The organism is Herbidospora daliensis (assembly GCF_001570585.1).
Classification (GTDB): Bacteria; Actinomycetota; Actinomycetes; order Streptosporangiales; family Streptosporangiaceae; genus Herbidospora; species Herbidospora daliensis.
This window is the reverse complement of the sequence record NZ_BBXF01000003.1, coordinates 654,174-670,492: the sequence shown is the minus strand read 5'-3', so window position 1 is coordinate 670,492 and position 16,319 is coordinate 654,174. Positions and strand designations below refer to the sequence as shown.

Annotated in this window: 17 protein-coding genes; 9 read left to right on the top strand and 8 right to left on the bottom strand. The window is 72.2% G+C overall.

Annotated elements, in window-relative coordinates; genetic code table 11:
* The first annotated feature begins 197 nt into the window (after positions 1-197).
* On the top strand, positions 198-1,481 hold the full coding sequence (gene aceA, locus AW274_RS18235) for an isocitrate lyase (protein WP_083974537.1): 1,284 nt from the start codon (positions 198-200) through the stop codon (positions 1,479-1,481).
* A gap of 21 nt (positions 1,482-1,502) precedes the next feature.
* The gene (locus AW274_RS18230; protein ID WP_062433504.1) at positions 1,503-2,225 is read left to right on the top strand and encodes a S1 family peptidase; all 723 of its coding nucleotides are present in this window, start codon (positions 1,503-1,505) and stop codon (positions 2,223-2,225) included.
* On the opposite strand, the gene AW274_RS18225 is transcribed toward AW274_RS18230, so the two are convergent.
* Together AW274_RS18225 and AW274_RS18220 are read right to left on the bottom strand one after the other, a co-directional pair.
* Positions 2,222-3,766: a serine/threonine-protein kinase gene (locus AW274_RS18225; protein WP_083974441.1), complete on the bottom strand. Its 1,545-nt coding sequence runs from the start codon at positions 3,764-3,766 to the stop codon at positions 2,222-2,224. The genes AW274_RS18230 and AW274_RS18225 overlap by 4 nt on opposite strands.
* A gap of 185 nt (positions 3,767-3,951) precedes the next feature.
* Positions 3,952-4,956: an alpha/beta hydrolase gene (locus tag AW274_RS18220; RefSeq protein WP_062433498.1), complete on the bottom strand. Its 1,005-nt coding sequence runs from the start codon at positions 4,954-4,956 to the stop codon at positions 3,952-3,954.
* A gap of 117 nt (positions 4,957-5,073) precedes the next feature.
* Between AW274_RS18220 and AW274_RS18215 the strand changes: the two genes are divergently transcribed.
* Genes AW274_RS18215 through AW274_RS18205 form a run of 3 tightly spaced genes read left to right on the top strand, consistent with a single transcriptional unit; the run spans position 5,074 to position 7,432 of the window.
* Positions 5,074-5,856 (top strand): ABC transporter permease, encoded by a 783-nt coding sequence (locus tag AW274_RS18215; RefSeq protein ID WP_232320171.1) that lies wholly within the window; start codon positions 5,074-5,076, stop codon positions 5,854-5,856.
* A complete protein-coding gene (locus AW274_RS18210) occupies positions 5,849-6,628 on the top strand; it encodes an ABC transporter permease (protein ID WP_062433495.1) in 780 nt (259 codons plus the stop codon). The genes AW274_RS18215 and AW274_RS18210 overlap by 8 nt, the downstream gene beginning before the upstream one ends.
* Complete coding sequence (locus AW274_RS18205; protein ID WP_062433492.1) at positions 6,629-7,432, top strand: ABC transporter ATP-binding protein; 804 nt, start codon at positions 6,629-6,631, stop codon at positions 7,430-7,432.
* On the opposite strand, the gene AW274_RS18200 is transcribed toward AW274_RS18205, so the two are convergent.
* Positions 7,359-7,832, bottom strand: a complete 474-nt coding sequence (locus tag AW274_RS18200; RefSeq protein WP_062434634.1) for a hypothetical protein — start codon at positions 7,830-7,832, stop codon at positions 7,359-7,361. The two genes, AW274_RS18205 and AW274_RS18200, sit on opposite strands and share 74 nt — an antisense overlap.
* A gap of 135 nt (positions 7,833-7,967) precedes the next feature.
* Between AW274_RS18200 and AW274_RS18195 the strand changes: the two genes are divergently transcribed.
* Both AW274_RS18195 and AW274_RS18190 read left to right on the top strand, forming a co-directional pair.
* Entirely contained in the window at positions 7,968-8,582 is a 615-nt protein-coding gene (locus tag AW274_RS18195; RefSeq protein ID WP_062433490.1) for a hypothetical protein, read from the top strand.
* Positions 8,583-8,625: 43 nt separating this feature from the next.
* Complete coding sequence (locus AW274_RS18190; protein ID WP_062433488.1) at positions 8,626-9,366, top strand: YcnI family copper-binding membrane protein; 741 nt, start codon at positions 8,626-8,628, stop codon at positions 9,364-9,366.
* Here AW274_RS18190 and AW274_RS18185 read toward each other — a convergent pair.
* The 3 genes from AW274_RS18185 to AW274_RS18175 form a co-directional block, all read right to left on the bottom strand.
* A complete protein-coding gene (locus AW274_RS18185; RefSeq protein ID WP_232320170.1) occupies positions 9,363-10,229 on the bottom strand; it encodes a DUF2705 family protein in 867 nt (288 codons plus the stop codon). The two genes, AW274_RS18190 and AW274_RS18185, sit on opposite strands and share 4 nt — an antisense overlap.
* A gap of 187 nt (positions 10,230-10,416) precedes the next feature.
* On the bottom strand, positions 10,417-11,340 hold the full coding sequence (locus tag AW274_RS18180; protein ID WP_062433486.1) for an ABC transporter ATP-binding protein: 924 nt from the start codon (positions 11,338-11,340) through the stop codon (positions 10,417-10,419).
* Positions 11,337-12,380, bottom strand: a complete 1,044-nt coding sequence (locus tag AW274_RS18175) for a LolA family protein (RefSeq protein WP_063813419.1) — start codon at positions 12,378-12,380, stop codon at positions 11,337-11,339. The genes AW274_RS18180 and AW274_RS18175 overlap by 4 nt, the downstream gene beginning before the upstream one ends.
* Positions 12,381-12,500: 120 nt before the next feature.
* Here AW274_RS18175 and AW274_RS18170 point away from each other — a divergent pair, with 120 nt between their 5' ends.
* Positions 12,501-13,175 carry a response regulator transcription factor gene (locus tag AW274_RS18170; RefSeq protein WP_062331247.1) on the top strand — a complete coding sequence of 225 codons (675 nt, stop codon included), beginning with the start codon at positions 12,501-12,503 and terminating at the stop codon, positions 13,173-13,175.
* A complete protein-coding gene (locus tag AW274_RS18165; protein ID WP_062433480.1) occupies positions 13,165-14,508 on the top strand; it encodes a sensor histidine kinase in 1,344 nt (447 codons plus the stop codon). The genes AW274_RS18170 and AW274_RS18165 overlap by 11 nt, the downstream gene beginning before the upstream one ends.
* Here the strand turns inward: AW274_RS18165 and AW274_RS18160 are convergent, their stop codons facing one another.
* Positions 14,509-15,144: a response regulator transcription factor gene (locus tag AW274_RS18160; RefSeq protein WP_157520384.1), complete on the bottom strand. Its 636-nt coding sequence runs from the start codon at positions 15,142-15,144 to the stop codon at positions 14,509-14,511.
* On the bottom strand, positions 15,141-16,307 hold the full coding sequence (locus AW274_RS18155) for a sensor histidine kinase (protein ID WP_062433477.1): 1,167 nt from the start codon (positions 16,305-16,307) through the stop codon (positions 15,141-15,143). The genes AW274_RS18160 and AW274_RS18155 overlap by 4 nt, the downstream gene beginning before the upstream one ends.
* Positions 16,308-16,319 lie beyond the last annotated feature (12 nt).

Genomic DNA, 16,319 nt, shown 5'->3' with positions numbered 1-16,319 from the left:
CTCACATCGATTGGTCTAGCCCTTATGGGAAATTCGAGGTTTCTTCTGCGGACAACACGGGAACGAATTCTCGCTCCGCGAAGATTTGGCCATATTTCTAGACATATCGGCTTGTCTGGTCTCTTGACATCAACACAAACTCGAACCAAGCACCCCAGGTGACGACCCAACGCAACAAGGGAGTGACCGAGAAGATGATGTCCGAACGCCTCAGGTCAGCCGCTGCCGAGCTGCGTCATGACTGGGACACCAATCCCCGGTGGTCCAGCATCGACCGCACCTACACCCCGGACGACGTGATCAGGCTGCGCGGCTCCGTCCAGGAGCAGTACACCCTCGCCCGCCTCGGCGCCAAGCGGCTGTGGGACCTCCTGCACACCGAGGACTACGTGAACGCGCTGGGCGCCCTCACCGGCAACCAGGCCGTCCAGCAGGTGCGGGCCGGGCTCAAGGCCATCTACCTGTCGGGCTGGCAGGTCGCCGCCGACGCCAACCTGGGCGGCCACACCTACCCCGACCAGAGCCTCTACCCCGCCAACTCGGTGCCTGCCGTGGTCCGGCGCATCAACAACGCGCTGCTGCGGGCCGACCAGATCACCTGGGCCGAGGGCGTCGAGGACGCGCCCCACTGGCTGGCGCCGATCATCGCCGACGCCGAAGCCGGATTCGGCGGCGTGCTCAACGCCTTCGAGCTGATGAAGGGCATGATCGCGGCCGGCGCTTCGGGGGTGCACTGGGAGGACCAGCTCGCGTCCGAGAAGAAGTGCGGCCACCTCGGCGGGAAGGTGCTGATCCCGACCTCCCAGCACGTCAAGACCCTCAACGCGGCCCGCCTCGCGGCCGACGTCTGCGGCGTCTCCACTCTGGTCATCGCGCGGACCGACGCCCAGGCCGCGACCCTGCTGACCAGCGACGTCGATCCGCTCGACCGCCAGTTCTGCACCGGCGACCGCTCCGCCGAGGGTTTCTACCGGGTCCGCAACGGCATCGAGCCCTGCATCGCGCGGGGGCTGGCCTACGCGCCGTACAGCGACCTGCTGTGGATGGAAACCGGCACGCCCGACCTCGACGTCGCCCGCCGCTTCGCCGAGGCGATCAAGGACCGCTACCCCGACCAGATGCTCGCCTACAACTGCTCGCCGTCGTTCAACTGGCGCAAGCACCTGGACGACTCCTCGATCGCCAAGTTCCAGCGCGAGCTCGGCCACATGGGGTACAAGTTCCAGTTCATCACCCTTGCCGGGTTCCACTCGCTGAACTACTCGATGTTCGACCTGGCCCGCGGCTACGCCGAAGAGGGCATGACGGCCTACGTGGGGCTCCAGGAGGCCGAGTTCGAGGCCGAGAAGCGCGGCTACACCGCGACCAAGCACCAGCGCGAGGTCGGCACCGGCTACTTCGACCTGGTCAGCACCGCCATCTCACCCGACTCCTCGACGACCGCCTACCGGGGCTCCACCGAAGAGGACCAGTTCCACTAGGGGCCAGCTAGGATCCGGCGGGTGATCGGGAAGTTACTCACGCTCGCCGCCCTCGCCGCCGCGGCGGGCTGCGGCCAAGAGGCCCCGCAGCCCACCCAGGCGGCGCCGGTTTCGGCCTCGGCGTCGATGCCGCCCGAGATCGCGGCGCAGCGGCCGATCGTGGTCAGGGTGCGCGCCGCCACCCCCTCCTGCGAGAAGGACACGGCGCACGGTACCGGCTTCGCCTACGCGCCCGAGCGGGTCTTGACCGTGGCCCACGTGGTGGCCGGCAGCCGCGGCCCGGTACAGGTGCTCGGGTCCGACGGAGCGCGTCACGAGGGCGCCGTCGTGCTCTTCGACGTCGACCGCGACATCGCCGTGTTGCGGGTGCCGGGGTTGCGCGCCGGAACCCTGCGGTTCGGCCCGATCGGCCATGACGAGCGGGCCACGTTCGCCGGATACCCGAAGGACCGGGACCTCGTCGTGAGGTCGGGCGGCGTCAGGCGTGCCACCCTCGCGGTGACCAACGACATCTACAACGAGCGCGAGGTGCTCAAAGAGGTCTTCATCGTCCGGGCCGCCGTCGATCCGGGCGTCGCGGGCGCGCCTCTGTTCAGGCCCGACGGCACGGTCTCAGGGATGATCTTCGCGGCCGACACCGGCGAGGCCGAGCGGGGCTACGCGGTCACCGCCAAGATGTTCGGTCACCTGGCGACCAAGGCACGGGCCGCCAACGCCGCCGTGTCCACGCAAGGCTGCGTCTAAGCCGGCGAGGGCGACGGCGACGGGCTCGGCGAGGGTGACGGCGAAGGCGACGGAGACGGGGACGGCGAGGGCTGCGGGGACTCCTCGTCGCCCCACTGCGGCTCCGTGGTGATCCCGCCCGTCGGGACCGGGCGGGTCGGGGTCGGCCGCGTCGGATTGGGGTTCGGGTTCGGGTTGCCCGTCGGGCCGGAGTCGGGCGGCCCCTGGGTCCAGCCGCCCCCGGGCGGGGGCGAGGGCACCGAGGTGTTCCACGGGTCCTCGCCCGGCGGCCACGACGGGGTGATCGTCCGGGTCGCCGTCACGGTGACCTGCGCGCCGTCCTCGCCGACCGGCGGCACCTCGCCCGCCACCGGCGGCCGCGACGTGCCGAGCACCTCGGGAGAGGCGGCGGCCTCGTTGGGCAGCACGACCATCGGCAGCGCCGCCGGCGGTTCGGCGGTCTGCACGCCGCCCGCCGGGGAGCTGGTGGCCGCCACGACCGTGAGCGCCGCGATGGTGACGGTCGCCAGGGCGGCGTATCCGGCGTGCTGGGTGGCCGAGCCCGACCGGCGGCGGCGTCCCCGGACGCCGGTCGCGGGGGCCGGGGCGGCCAGGGCCTTCAGCTCGCCGCCGCGCGGGTAGGGCACCGGCTGCCAGATCTCCTCCATGACCTCCGCCACGGCCACCCGCAGGTCGGGCGGCAGGCCCACCCCTCCGGCGGCCAGCAGGGCCGACAGCAGCTCGGCGGCGTCGGGGCGTTCGGCGGGCTCCTTGCGCAGGGCGGCGTTCACGGTGTCCCAGAGCAGTTTGGGCACGGCCGCGATCCGGGGCTCCTCCAGCATGATGCGGCGCATCACGACCTCGGCCTCGCCCGCGCCGAACGGGTGGTAGCCGGTCGAGGCGAAGGCCACCAGGCAGCCCCAGGAGAAGACGTCGGAGGCGGGGATCGCCGGGCCGCCGGTCAGCCGCTCGGGGGCGACCCAGCCGGGGCTGCCCATGATCTGCCCGGCCTGGGTGTGCGCGGCCAGCGTGTCGAGGTCGCGGGCGATGCCGAAGTCGATCACGAACGGGCCGCTGGGCGACAGCAGCACGTTGCCGGGCTTCAGGTCGCGGTGGACGAGCCCGGCCTCGTGGGTGGCGACCAGGGCGGCGGCCGTGCCGAGGGCGACGCCGTAGGCCAGGTCGGGGGTGAGCGGCCCGCGCGCGGCCACGACCTGCGACAGGCCCGGCCCGGGGATGTACTCGGTGACCAGGTAGGGGCGGTCGCGGTCGCGGCCGTCCTCGATCACCGCGGCGGTGCAGAACGGCGCCACCCGTCGGGAGAACTCGACCTCCTCGGTGAAGCGGGCGCGCAGCGTCGGGTCGGACAGGTGCATCGGGTGGGGCGTCTTCAGCGCCACCAGGCCGCCCTGCGGGTGCTCCGCGAGGTAGACCACGCCCATGCCGCCGGTGCCCAGGCGGCCGAGCAGCAGATACCGGCCAATGATGACCGGGTCTCCCACGGTGAGTGGCCGCACGCCGGGCGGCATGCCGTTCTGGGGGCCCGTTCCGCCTCGTGCCATCCGGAAGTTACCTCTCCGATCCAAAGAAGTACGCAAGGCACACTGTGGCCGGATGGAACGGTCCGCGCCTCCAACTAGGCAGAAGCGGCATAACGGGTTAGGTCACTACGACCTCGGGGTAACAAACGCCTGGTCACAGCGGTATCAGCCGTAACTCGTCTTAGGGGCGGATTCACGGCGCGAGCTCAGGCCGCGACCTCGCCGCCGCCGGTCTTCGCCGCGGCCTCGACCGCCTCGACGAACTGGCCCATGTGGGGGAAGACGAGCCGGGCCTCGGGGAGTATGTCGGCCATGAGCGCGAAGACGTGGGGCATCTTCCGCCATTCCTCGTACCGCACCGGAACGCCGTCGGCGCGCGCCCGTTCGGCGACGCGGTGGGCCTCCTCGCGGAGTACCTCGGTGGTGCTGGTGACGATCATCAGCGGCGGCAGGCCGGTGTAGTCGCCGAAGACCGGGGAGACGAGGGGGTCGCGGTTGTCGAGGCCCTCGGTCCAGCGGCGGGCCATCCACTCGACCCGGCCGGCGGGGAGCAGGGGGTCGGCCCAGCGGTTGGCGGTCTTGCGCTCGTCGCTGAGGTCGGCCCAGGGAGACAGGCAGATGGCCGCCGCGGGGAGCGGCAGCCCGTTGTCGCGCAGGGAGAGCAGCATCGCCAGGGCCAGATGTCCGCCGGCCGAATCACCGGCCAGCACGATGCCTTCGGGGGCGAAGCCGCGGTCGAGGAGGGCGCGGTAGGCGTCGAGGGCGTCGGCGAGCGACTCGGCCAGCTTGTGCTGGGGCCCCTGCCGGTAGTCGAGTGCCAGCACCGGCCGCTGCGTCACGGCGGACAACCGCCACGTGATCGGCCGGTGCGTCACTGGAGAACAGATGAAATAGCCGCCCCCGTGGAGATAGAGGACGACCTTGCTCTCATCGAGCTCTTCCAGATCGGAGTCGGGGCGACCGGACCCGCGTACCCACTCCCCCGAGCAGGCGCCGAACGACTCCTGTTCGATCGAGACGGTCGCCGGGACCAGTCCGGGCAGGCGCCCGCCCAGCTCGATGATCCGGTTGGCGACGACCAGGCTGGTGGTCGTACGGAGAAGGACGGCCGATATGGGCTTCATGGTGCCGCGCAACAGCCCGTTGGCCGCTATGGCCTGCCAGCTCAAAGGGTGCTCCGGGCGAACGTCCACGTCGATGTCAGCGTTCATGCGGATCCCTCCTTGTCCGATTCGTTCCCTTATGCCTAGTTAGGTAACCCAGGATGTTACACAGGGGTTACGCAGATCGGCAGGGGTGAAATACCGGGTTACGATCCTCGGCGGGAGGTGGCCGACTTCGTCCTCTACCTGCGCCTGTTCCAGTACGGCTTCCGCCGGCACAGCACCTACCTCGCCGCGGCGCTCGCCGGGGCCTTCACCAACACGGTTTTCGGCGTTTTGCGGGCCTATGTCCTGATCGCCTTATGGGAGGCCCGCCCCGGCCTCGCGGGCTACACGATCGCCGAGGCCGTCACGTTCTGCTTCCTCACCCAGGGCTTCATCGGGCCCATGCAGGTGTTCGGCCGCGGCCTGTCGTTCGGCGACCGCATCAGGTCGGGCGACATCGCGTTCGACCTGGTCAGACCCGCTCCCCTGCTGCTCTGGAGCCTCGCGGAGGACCTCGGCAGAGCCGCCTACCTGACTCTCGCCCGCAGCCTGCCGCCCTCGATCGCCGGGGCGGTCATGTTCACCATGGTCGCGCCGGTCTCGCCCTGGTTCGCCCTGTCGTTCGTGCTGGGGATCGTGGTCAGCTTCGGCTGGCGCTACCTCGTCACGCTGGCGGCCTGCTGGACCACCGACGACCGGGGCATGCACACCCTCTCGTCCCTGCTGACCTTCTTCTTCAGCGGGATGGTGCTCCCGCTCGGGCTGTTCCCCGGCTGGTTGCGCACGGTCGCCGAAGCCTCGCCGTTCGCGGCGATGGTGCAGGTCCCGGCCGACATGTGGCTCGGCGCCGACCCCCCGTTCAGCAGCCTGGCGTTCCAGCTTTTCTGGGCGGTCGCCCTGCTGGGCCTCGGCGCGCTGCTCACCGTCGCGGCCCGGCGCAAGGTGGTGGTGCAGGGTGGGTGACTACCTCCTGCTGGCCTGGACGTGGGTCCGCGCCTCCGCCCAGTACCGCACCTCCTTCGCCGTCTCGATCATCAGCTCGTTCGCGATCAACGCCCTCGACGTCATCGCCATCGGCATCGTGTTCACCCACGTCACCACCCTGGGCGGGTTCTCGCTCCGCGAGGTCATGTTCCTGTACGGCACCGGCGGCGTCTCCTTCGCCCTCGCCGACATGCTCTTCGGCAACATCGAACGCCTCAGCCAGCACATCAGGGCCGGCACCTTCGACACGATGCTGATCCGGCCGGTGTCCCCCTTCGTCCAGATGGCCGCCGACGGCTTCGGCGCCCACCGGATCGGGCGGCTGGCCCAGGCGGCGATCGTGCTCGGCCTGGCGCTGCCGGTGGTGCCGTGGTCGCGGGCGTGGATGGTGCCGGTCATGATCGTCTGCGGAGTCGTGATCTTCACGGCGGTGTTCACGCTCGGGGCGGCACTCCAGTTCGTGCTGGTCGACGCTCCCGAGCTCGCCAACGCCTTCACCTACGGCGGGGTCACGCTGACGCAGTATCCGCTGTCGGTCTACGGCGGGCAGCTCGTCCGAGGGGTGACCTACATCGTCCCGCTGGCCTTCGTGAACTGGCAGCCGGCCCTCTACGTGCTCGGGCGGCCCGACCCCTTCGGGCTGCCCGGCTGGCTCCGTTTCGCCGCGCCCCTGGCCGCCCTGCTGCTGGCGGGCGTGGCCGCCCTCGCCTGGCGGGCGGGCATCCGCCGCTACCGATCAACGGGGAGCTAGATGATCGAGACCGTGTCACTGAGCCGCGACTTCAAGGTACGCGGGACGGTCGTGCCGGCCGTCCACGACCTGACCTTCCGGGTCGGGGCCGGGGAGTTCGTCGGCTGCCTCGGCCCGAACGGCGCCGGGAAGTCCACCACGATCAAGATGCTGACCGGGATCCTGACCCCCACGCGCGGCCGGGCGCTGGTGGCCGGGCTCGACCCGGCCCGGCAGCGCAAGGCGCTGGCGCGGCGGATCGGGGTGGTCTTCGGGCAGCGGACGACGTTGTGGTGGGACCTGCCGCTGCGCGACAGTTTCGAGCTGGTCCGACTCCTTTACAAAGTAGATCGGAGCCGGTTCGCGGCCCGGCTGGCCGAGCTCACCGAGGTGCTCGACCTGGGCGCCTTCCTGCGCACGCCGGTCCGGCAGCTCAGCCTGGGCCAGCGCATGCGCGGCGACGTCACCGCCGCCCTGCTCCACGACCCCGAGGTGCTGGTGCTCGACGAGCCCACGATCGGGCTCGACGTGGTCGCCAAGGCCGAGGTCCGCTCGTTCCTGGCCCGGCTCAACGCCGAACGCGGCACGACCGTGCTGCTGACCACCCACGACCTGGGCGACGTCGAGCGGCTGTGCCGGCGGGTGCTGCTGATCGACCACGGCCGGCTCGCCTTCGACGGGAGCGTGGCCGAGCTGCGGGCGCTGGTCCCCGGGCAGGAGTCGATCGAGGACGTGGTCGCGCACCTCTACCTCAGTAGTACTCCGGCTGCTCCTCGTACTCCTCGTCGTACTCCCGATGCGGACCCGCCCATCGTGACGGCATGAGCACCGGCACGAACAGGGCGATCCCCACCAGCCCGTAGACGCCCGACGACAGCAGGGCGAGCATGCCCTGGCCGGCCTCGGCGATCTCCTTCTGGATGGTCGCGCCGACGGGCGCCAGGCTCGTCGCGCGGGAGACGTCGATGGCGTACACGACCGTCCAGGCCAGCAGCACCATCGAGGGCACGAACGTGGCGACCGGCGAGATCCGCCCCGCGATCACCAGCCCGAGGAGGAGCCCGACGACGGCCATGATGCCCAGCGCGATCAGCATCCGCGGATCCCGGATCGGGTCGATGTCACTGACGGATCCCCGCAACGACTCGCGTGAGGCCCAGCCCCCTCCGAACAGCAGAGCGGCGGCGACGACGATCCCGACGAGCAGCCCGATGAAGTGCCGCATGTCACCCACCTCGAAAACGTTCTTGGTCCGCGCGGCCACATTAGCGACAAAAACCGAAATATCGCACTGCTCCTGACGGGATCGCTTTGGGCACGGGGGTGACATCCCGCCGAAGCGTGAGAAGATGTGCGCGCCATGCCGAAGACCCACCCGACCCCACCAGACGCGACGCCGTCGCACGGGGTGAGTGGGTCGGCCGGTCCTGCCTTGCGGTTCGCCCGTTCGGTCTCGTTCGCCGCCGTCTGCGTCGTGCTCGCGGCCGTGGGTCACCAGGCCGCCGGAGGTGAGGGGCCGACGCTCGCGGCGCTCGCCGTCGGGATGCTGGGCGCGTTCGGCACGGCCTTCGTGCTCGCGGGACGCGAGCGGTCGACCGGTGTCATCGTCGGGACGCAGGTCGCGGCCCAGGTCGTGCTCCACGAGTTGTTCACCGAGGGGCAGACCGCGCGGGTGCTGATCGGCCCGCTGCCCGACCCCGGCCACACCCACGGCGGGCTCGGGGTGTCGCTCGGCATGTTCCTGGCCCACCTGACCGCGTCCCTGGTCACCGCCTGGTGGCTCGCCCGGGGCGAGGCCGCCCTGTGGGGGGTGCTGCGGCGGATCGGGGCCGACGCCTGGCGGGTGCTGAAGGCGCCGCCGGTCCCGGTGCTGCCGCGTCCGGCGCGGGTGCGCGTGTTGATCGTCCGGCCGGGGCCGTTCCGGCCTCTCCGGCACGCCGTCGTCAGAAGAGGACCTCCACCGGCCGGGTGCTGACCCGTCCCGTTCCCTTCCTGTACGACCAAGTGGAGTCTTCGCCATGTCCGTCATCCGCCGCGCCCTGACCATCACCGCGACCGCCACCGCCCTCACCCTCGGTTTCGCGATCCCCGCCCTGGCCCACGTCACCGTCCAGCCCGGGTCGGTCGAGCAGGGCAGCTTCAGCAAGGTCGCCTTCCGCGTCCCCAACGAGCGCGACGACGCCTCGACCACCAAGATCGAGGTCACCTTCCCCGTCGACCACCCGCTGCCCTTCGTGTCGGTCAAGCCGGTCCCCGGCTGGAAGGCCGAGGTCACCGAGGGCAAGCTGCCCACCCCCGTCCAGTCGCAGTACGGCGAGATCACCGAAGCCGTCACCAAGATCACCTGGTCGGGCGGCGAGGTGAAGCCGGGCGAGTTCCAGGAGTTCGAGGTCTCCCTCGGCGGCCTGCCGACCGCGACCGACCACCTCTACTTCCCGACCAAGCAGACCTACAGCAGCGGCGAGGTCGTCGACTGGAAGGACGAGCCGAAGACCGACGGCGGCGAGGCCGAGCACCCCGTCCCGACCCTGAAGCTCACCCCGCCCACCGGTGACGACCACCACGGCGCCGCCGCCAGTCCGGCCGCCGCCCCCGCGGCCACCACCCCGGCCGTGGCCGCCGCCCCGGCCGCCGCCGACAACCACGATTCGGGCTCCGCCGACGGCACCGCCCGCCTCATCGGCGGCATCGGGATCGTCGTCGGCGTCGCCGGCGTGGGCGTCGCCATCGCGGCCCTGCGCCGCAAGCCGACCGCCTAGGACGTCACGTCTCTGGACGTGAACCGCGCCCACGCGAGCGACCCGAAGATCGCGATGTACGCGGCGAACGCCAGCACCCCCTGACCCATGTCACCCGTGGCCAGCGGTTCGCGGAGCGCCCCGTCGAACCGCTGGAACCACGAGGTGAGCAGGTAGGGCGAGATGGCGTCCAGCTGCGGGATGACCGTGAGGATCTGGCTGACCAGCACCAGCACGACCGTGGTGACCACCGCCCCGATCGAGGTGTCGGTGAACACCGACACGGCCAGCGCGAGCGTGCCCAGCGCGATCATGCCGAGCGTGACGTAGAGCGCGACCAGCCCGATCCGCAGCAGCCCCTCGACGAGCGGCACGGTGCTGCCCGACAGCAGCGTGACCGGGCCGACCGGGAACAACACCAACCCGGTGAGCAGCGCCGCGACCATGATGATCAAGCTGGTGGCCAGCGCGAACACACTCATCCCGGCGAACTTGACCCCCAGCAGCCGGGTCCGCCCGGCGGGCGCGGTGAGCAGATGACGCAGCGTCCCGAGCCCCGCCTCCCCCGCGACGGCGTCACCGGCCACGACGGCGACGACCACCGGCAGGATCAGCGGGACCATGAACGTGAACGCGACGAACCCGAGCGCGAGCCCGTTCCCGGCCACCTGCACCAGGATCGCCTCGCCGTCGTCCCCGAAGACCCTGATGGCGGCTCCGAAGAGCACCGGCACCACCGCCACGACCGCGAGCATCGCCACCGTCCGCGGCCGCCGGAAGATCAGCCCCAGCTCCGACCGGAACAACCGCAGGGCCGACCGCACCGTCGCCTGCCACGGCCGGGCCACGAACCGCGACCCGAGACCATCAGCACCCGAGTTCACACCCCCACCGACGGCCGCCCCGGGATTCGCGTCGGTATCAGCACCCGTAGTCGCGGTCCGGTCGGGCCCGTTGTGAGAAGCCTCGGCGCGAGAGCTCGGCCGGCCCCCGGCTGGCCGGTGTGCCGGCGTCGCGCCTGTGGGGCGTTCTTCTTGCTCCAGCCCGTCGGTGGACGCCACCACCGTCCGGTCATGAGTCGACATCGAAGCCCTCCCCCGTCAGTCCGACGAACACGTCCTCCAGGCTGGGCCTGGTCACCTGGAAACCCCGGATCGGCACGCCCGCCCTGAACAGCAGGTCGCTGACGTGTTCCGGGGCCGCTGCGCCGATCTCGGCCGAGGCCCGGCCGGGGCCCCGGGTCACGTCACGGAGGCCGAGGTCGGTCAGGACCCTCGCCGCGGCCGTCACGTCGGACGTCTCGACCTCGACGCGGGCGGTCGCGGCCGTCCTCAGGTCGTCGATCGGGCTCTGGGCGACCAGGCGGCCGGTGCGCATGACGCCGATGTGGGTGCACATCTGCTCGACCTCGGCCAGCAGGTGGGAGGAGACGAAGACGGTCGTGCCGTCGGCCGCGACGTCCTTGATGAGGTTGCGGACCTCGCGGGTGCCCTGGGGGTCGAGGCCGTTGGTGGGCTCGTCGAGGACCAGCAGGTCGCGCGGGCTGAGGAGGGTGCCGGCGATGGCCAGGCGCTGGCGCATGCCCAGCGAGTACGCCTTGTAGCGTTTCCCGGCCGCCGCCGTGAGGCCGACGCGGTCGAGGGCCTCGGCGGTGCGCCGGCGGGCCGTGGCGGCGTCGGCGGCGGGGTTGGCGGCGTCCAGGCGCAGCAGGTTGGCCTCGCCGGAGAGCCACGGGTAGAAGGCGGGGCCCTCGACCAGCGCGCCCACCCTCGTCAGGGCCGCGCGGGCGGGGTCGCCGAACAGGGTGCTGGTGCCGGCCGTCGGGGTGATGAGGCCGAGCAGCATGCGGATCGTGGTGGTCTTGCCCGATCCGTTGGGGCCCAGGAAGCCGTACACGGAACCGCCCGGGACGGCCAGGTCGACGCCGTCGACGGCGACCTGACCTCCCGGGAAGCGCTTCGTCAGGCCCCGCGTGGCGATCGCGGGAGCGTTCATCCGGCGGCCTTCTCCAGGGTCTCGGGGGTCACCGCGCCCGCCAGGAGGCGGCCGTCGTCGGTCAGCAGGGCCGAGACCAGCTTGGTGGTGATCACCCTGCCGCCCTCGACGGGCTTGGCCGCGGCCAGGATCGGGTTGTCCTTGAGCGCGGCCGCGTCGAAGGGCAGCGTCACGACCGAGGTCCAGCCGCTGCCGGTGACGGCGACGTCGCCGGCGGGCATCTGCGGCTGGGCCTGCGTGAACGCCGGCAGGTCGCCCTCGGTCACCTTCGCGCCCGGCGGCGGGGTGAAGGTGAAGTTCTCGGGGGCGGGCTCGGCGAAGGTGATCGAGTCGAAGCCGACCTCGAAGGCCGGTTCGGCGGCGCCCTCGGCGAAGACCTGGACACGCAGCGGCACCAGCGTCTCGCCGTCGATCGCCACCCGCACGTCCCGGACCAGCGACTCGGCCGCCTTCGGGGCCAAGACCAGCTCGTACGCCGCCCTCCCCGCGACCGTCGCGTCGTTCCCCACGCTGATCGCGGTGTCCGACTCGGCCATGGCGAGCGCCTGGCGGGCGGCGTCGGGCGGGGTCACGGCGGTGGGGAGGGGCGCGGGAGCCGGATCGTCCACCGGGAGCTTGATCTTCGTGGCGGTGTTGGCGGCGCTGTCCCACCACCACGCCTGACCGCCGTTGTAGATCACGTTCTGCTCGCTCATGGCGCCGGGGATCGCGATGCGGAACCGGTCGGCGGAGCCGTACCAGACCTTGAGCTCGTGGGAACCCGACAGCAGGGCGAGCGGGCTGGTGCCGACCGGCGCGGCCGGGAGGCCCGGGATGCCGAGCGAGGCGGTCTCGACGATCGTGCCCGACATCGGCGGCATCGTGCCGGTCCCGCTCCATTTGGCGCTGACCTCGCCGATCAGCTGCTCGGCGGTCAGCTCGGGCAGTTGCGGGTCCCCCTGGACCGCCGCGATGACGGGGCCCGCTCCGATGGCGCCCGCCACCACCAGGACGGCGGCGGCCGGGACCCCCCACCTCACGGCGCGTGCTCTCGTGGACATCTCATGCACTCCAATCTGATGGACGTGCCCACACCATGCGCGCCCGGCCCTGTGGCGAGGCTGAGACGTGCTGAGACTCCTCTCAGCCGGGTCACAGCACACAACCCCCAAAATGGGGAAATGCGCGTGCTGGTGGTGGAGGACGAACGACGGATGGCCGCGGCCCTGCAACGGGGGCTGCGCGCCGAGGGCTTCGCCGTGGATTTGGCCCACGACGGCGAGGAGGGCCTCCACCTGGCCTCGACGGGCGAGTACGACATCGTCGTGCTCGACATCATGCTGCCCCGCCTGTCGGGCTACAACGTGTGCAAACGCCTGCGCGAGGCGGAGAACTGGGTGCCGGTGCTGATGCTCTCGGCCAAGGACGGCGAGTACGACATGGCCGACGGCCTCGACCTGGGCGCCGACGACTATCTGACCAAGCCGTTCTCGTACGTGGTCCTGGTCGCCCGGCTGCGCGCACTGCTGCGGCGCGGCGGCGGACGCCGTCCGTCGGTGCTGCGGGCCGGCGACCTGACGCTCGACCCGGCGCGGCGGCTGGTGCGGCGCGCGGAGAAGACCGTCGACCTCACGCCCCGCGAGTTCGCGCTGCTGGAGTTCCTGATGCGGCACCCCGACGAGGTCGTCTCGAAGGCGGAGATCCTGGAGCACGTCTGGGACACCTACGACACCGACCCCAACGTCGTCGAGGTGTACGTCGGCTACCTCCGCCGCAAGATCGACGCGCCGTTCGGCCGGGGCGCCGTGCAGACGGTGCGGGGGGCGGGATACCGGCTGGCGAGCGATGGCGGCTAACCCGTTCCGGTGGTGGCGGCGGCGCAGCCTGCGGGTCCGGCTGACCGTGGTCGCCACGGCCGTGCTCGGCGTCGGCCTGGCGGTGGCGGCGTGGGTGTTCGTGAACGTCCTGGGCCGCTCCCTCATCGCCACCATCGACGACGAGGTGACCTCGCGGGCCCGGGAGATCGTGGCCCTGTCGGACGCGGGCCGGCTCGACGGCGAGATCGTGCCGACGAAGGCGACGATCGTGCAGGTCATCGACCGCGACGGGCGGATCACCTCGGCGACCCCGTCGACCGACCGCCTGGTCGCGCTGCTCCCCGAAGGCGTCCGGAGGGCCGCCGCCGATTCGGGCAGGCCGCAGTTCCTCGACGGCCGCCCCTACGGGATCCCGTCGGTGCTGCGGATCGCGGTGATGAGCGCCGACAACGGCGTGACGGTCCTGGCGGCCCGCTCGTTCGGCGAGATCGAGCGGGCGCTGAAGGCGACCGGCCACGTCCTGCTGCTCGGCACCCCGCTGCTGCTGATCGTGCTGGCCGGGGCGACGTGGGTGATCACCGGCCGGACCCTGAGCCCGATCGGCGCGCTGCGCCGGGGCGCGACCGAGATCACCGGCTCGTCGCCGTCGCGGCGGCTGCCGGTGCCCGAGGCCAACGACGAGGTCCACTCGCTGGCGATGACCCTGAACGACATGCTGGCCCGCCTGGAGGAGGCCGGTTCGCGGCAGCGCGCCCTGGTCAGCGACGCCGCCCACGAACTGCGCAGCCCGCTGGCCAGCATGCGCCTCCAGCTGGAGGTCGCGCTGAGCCACCCCGACGGGCAGGACTGGCGCGAGACGGCCGAAGGCGTCCTGGAGGACACCCTGCGGTTGTCGAAGCTGGCCGAGGACCTGCTGGCGCTGGCCCGCCTCGACGAGGGACGCACGCTGCGCCACGAGCCGGTCGAGCTCGGCCGCCTGGTGACCCGGACCGCCGCCCGCTACGGCCTCGGCGCCGACATCCCGGCCGAGGCCGTGGTGGTGATCGGGGCCGAGATGGACCTGGGCCGGGTGCTGGTCAACCTGATCGACAACGCGGTCAGGCACGCCCACGACAAGGTGCGGGTGGGGCTCTGGAAGTCGGGGCCGTGGGCGCTGATCACCGTCACCGACGACGGGCCGGGCATCCCGGCGGAGGACCGCGAGCGGGTCTTCGACCGGTTCACCCGGCTCGACACCTCGCGGTCGCGCGACGACGGCGGCACGGGTCTGGGGCTGGCCATCGCGCGCGAGGTGGTCGAGGCGCACGGCGGCTCGATCACGCTCGACGACGCGGAACCGGGCCTGAAGGCGACGGTCCGGCTGCCGGTGTGATCAGGCCAGGCCGTGGTCGTGGGCGTACACGATGGCGGCCTGCCGGTCCCTGAGGCCGAGTTTGGTCAGGATGTTGCCCAGGTGGGTCTTGACCGTCGCCTCCGAGACGTGCAGCGCGGCGGCCGTCTCGGCGTTGGTGGCCCCGCGCGCGACCTGCGCCAGCACGTCGAGTTCCCGCTGGGTCAGCTGGGCCGCCGCAGAACGGCCCTTCCGTTCGCGGTCGGCGACCCGCCGGAAGGCCGTCAGCACCGGGCCCGCGACCTGCGGGTCGAGCCACGACCCGCCCTCGGCGACCATCGTGACGGCGCGGACGATGTCCTCGCCTGGCGCGTCCTTCAGGATGAACCCGGCCGCGCCCGCGCCGAGGGCCGCCGCGACGGTGTCGTCGTCGTCGAAGGTGGTCAGGATCAGCACCGGCACGGCTCCCGCCAGGCGGCGGGTCGCCTCGGCGCCGTCGACGCGGCGCATCCGGACGTCCATGACGACCACGTCGGGGGTCCAGCGGGCGACGGCGGCGGCGACCTGGTCGCCGTCGTCGCACTCCCCGACGACCGTGAAGGTCCCTTCGGGTTCGAGGATGCGGCGCAGGCCGGCGCGGACGAGCGGCTGGTCGTCCACCAGCAGGACGGTGATCACACCGGAATCCTCGCCGACACGACCCACTCCCCGTCGCGCGATCCGGCGGTGAGCTCGCCCCCGGCGGCGGTGGCGCGTTCGCGCATGCCCACGAGGCCGCTGCCCGGCCCGTCGTCGCTGAGGGCGCCGACGGGGTTGGCGACCTCGACGGCCAGTTCGCCGTCCGCCAGGGTCAGCGCGACCCGGGCCGTCCCGGTTCCGTGCCTGACCGCGTTGGCCAGGGCCTCCTGAATGATCCGGTACGCCGCCAGCTCCGCCCCCGGGTTCACCACCGCGAGCCCGTCGACGGAGAAGGTGAGCTCGACGGCGCCGCGGAAGCCCTCCACGAGCGCCTCGACGTCGGCGAGGCCGGGCTGCGGTCCGGCCGGCGACTCCTCGCCCGACCGCAGCACCTTCACCAGCCGCCGCAGGTCGGCCAGGCTCGCCCGGCCGTGCCGCTCGGCCTCCTCAAGGGCCTCCAGGGCCTCGGCGGCGGCGTCGCGCCTGATCGCCATCCGGGCGGCGGTGAGGTGCAGCATGGTCACCGCGAGGGTGTGCCCGACGACGTCGTGGACGTCCTGCGCCATGATGCGCCGCTGGTCGGCGGCCCGCCGCAGGGCCAGCGCCTCCAGCGCCTGGGCGACCAGGCGGCTCGACTCGTGGCTGACCCGCACCGCGTAGGCGGCGGCCAGCGTGAGGGCGAACCCGAGGTGCAGCGCGACCCAGACCACCGGCGGCGCGCCCAGCGCGGCGGCGACGGCGAGCAGATAGATCAGCGCGGTGACGCCCGCCGCCAGCGGCACGGGCGCGAACCCGACGTTCAGCGCCACCAGCAGCAGGCCGACCGCCAGCGCCATCAGGGAGGCCACCGGGCTGCCCAGCCCGATCAGGACGGCGGCCCCGAGCGGCCCGAGCACCGCGAGCGCGAACCACCACGACGGCCCGTCGTCGCCCCTGAGGATCCACCGCCCCCACGGGACCGCCGAGAGGAGGATCAGCACGATGCCCGCGATCGACGGCCGGTCGGCGAGGGCGGCGGCCGGCACCGCCCCGGCCGTGAAGGCCAGGGCGAGCGCGGGCGCGCCGACGCGGAACATCACCGAGAGCTCGGCGGGGGCGGCGCGGCCCGCGCGGCGGAGGTCGTCCTCCCAGTCGCAGACGGCCGCGGCTACGTCAGTCGCCATGCCCCCATCGTG

Bases quoted from the DNA above. Each gene is read 5' to 3' on its own strand.
- aceA (WP_083974537.1), top strand. From the start codon at position 198: ATGTCCGAACGCCTCAGGTCAGCCGCTGCCGAGCTGCGTCATGACTGG.
- AW274_RS18225 (WP_083974441.1), bottom strand. From the start codon at position 3,766: ATGGCACGAGGCGGAACGGGCCCCCAGAACGGCATGCCGCCCGGCGTG.
- AW274_RS18220 (WP_062433498.1), bottom strand. From the start codon at position 4,956: ATGAACGCTGACATCGACGTGGACGTTCGCCCGGAGCACCCTTTGAGC.
- AW274_RS18205 (WP_062433492.1), top strand. From the start codon at position 6,629: ATGATCGAGACCGTGTCACTGAGCCGCGACTTCAAGGTACGCGGGACG.
- AW274_RS18200 (WP_062434634.1), bottom strand. From the start codon at position 7,832: ATGCGGCACTTCATCGGGCTGCTCGTCGGGATCGTCGTCGCCGCCGCT.
- AW274_RS18195 (WP_062433490.1), top strand. From the start codon at position 7,968: ATGCCGAAGACCCACCCGACCCCACCAGACGCGACGCCGTCGCACGGG.
- AW274_RS18190 (WP_062433488.1), top strand. From the start codon at position 8,626: ATGTCCGTCATCCGCCGCGCCCTGACCATCACCGCGACCGCCACCGCC.
- AW274_RS18180 (WP_062433486.1), bottom strand. From the start codon at position 11,340: ATGAACGCTCCCGCGATCGCCACGCGGGGCCTGACGAAGCGCTTCCCG.
- AW274_RS18175 (WP_063813419.1), bottom strand. From the start codon at position 12,380: ATGTCCACGAGAGCACGCGCCGTGAGGTGGGGGGTCCCGGCCGCCGCC.
- AW274_RS18170 (WP_062331247.1), top strand. From the start codon at position 12,501: ATGCGCGTGCTGGTGGTGGAGGACGAACGACGGATGGCCGCGGCCCTG.
- AW274_RS18165 (WP_062433480.1), top strand. From the start codon at position 13,165: ATGGCGGCTAACCCGTTCCGGTGGTGGCGGCGGCGCAGCCTGCGGGTC.
- AW274_RS18155 (WP_062433477.1), bottom strand. From the start codon at position 16,307: ATGGCGACTGACGTAGCCGCGGCCGTCTGCGACTGGGAGGACGACCTC.